1 protein-coding gene is annotated in these 335 nt (G+C 38.2%); it reads right to left on the reverse strand.

Annotated features, from left to right (window positions below; translation table 11 throughout):
- On the reverse strand, positions 1–302 hold a 302-nt coding region (locus tag EHS15_RS06480), incomplete at its 3' end, for a hypothetical protein (protein ID WP_135759746.1).
- Positions 303–335: the final 33 nt, after the last annotated feature.

Here is a 335-nt window from a genome sequence, read left to right on the forward strand (position 1 = left end):
GTTTGCTTTTCATAATCACCTTTATGACTTATATAAGCTTTAATGTCATCGTATGGCAATGTTCTAGTGAGTCCTTCAGTAACTGTAGTTTGTCGCAAACGATATTGGTCTTGTAAAGTGGTGAGTTGTTCAATTTTCTTTCTATCAATAGGTTGCTTTGCTCTCTCTGCTGCAATCTGTGCATCAATGCTATCTATGATCTTAGGAATTGCCTTTAACTCATCCTGGAAGGACGATTTCACTCGATCCAAATAATGCTGTGGATTCTCTCCTACCTGCATCGACATCGTATGATTCAACATATTGCTATCCATCTGTGTCAATCTAGTCTGCAA

The organism is Leptospira idonii (assembly GCF_004770995.1).
Taxonomy (GTDB): Bacteria; Spirochaetota; Leptospiria; order Leptospirales; family Leptospiraceae; genus Leptospira_A; species Leptospira_A idonii.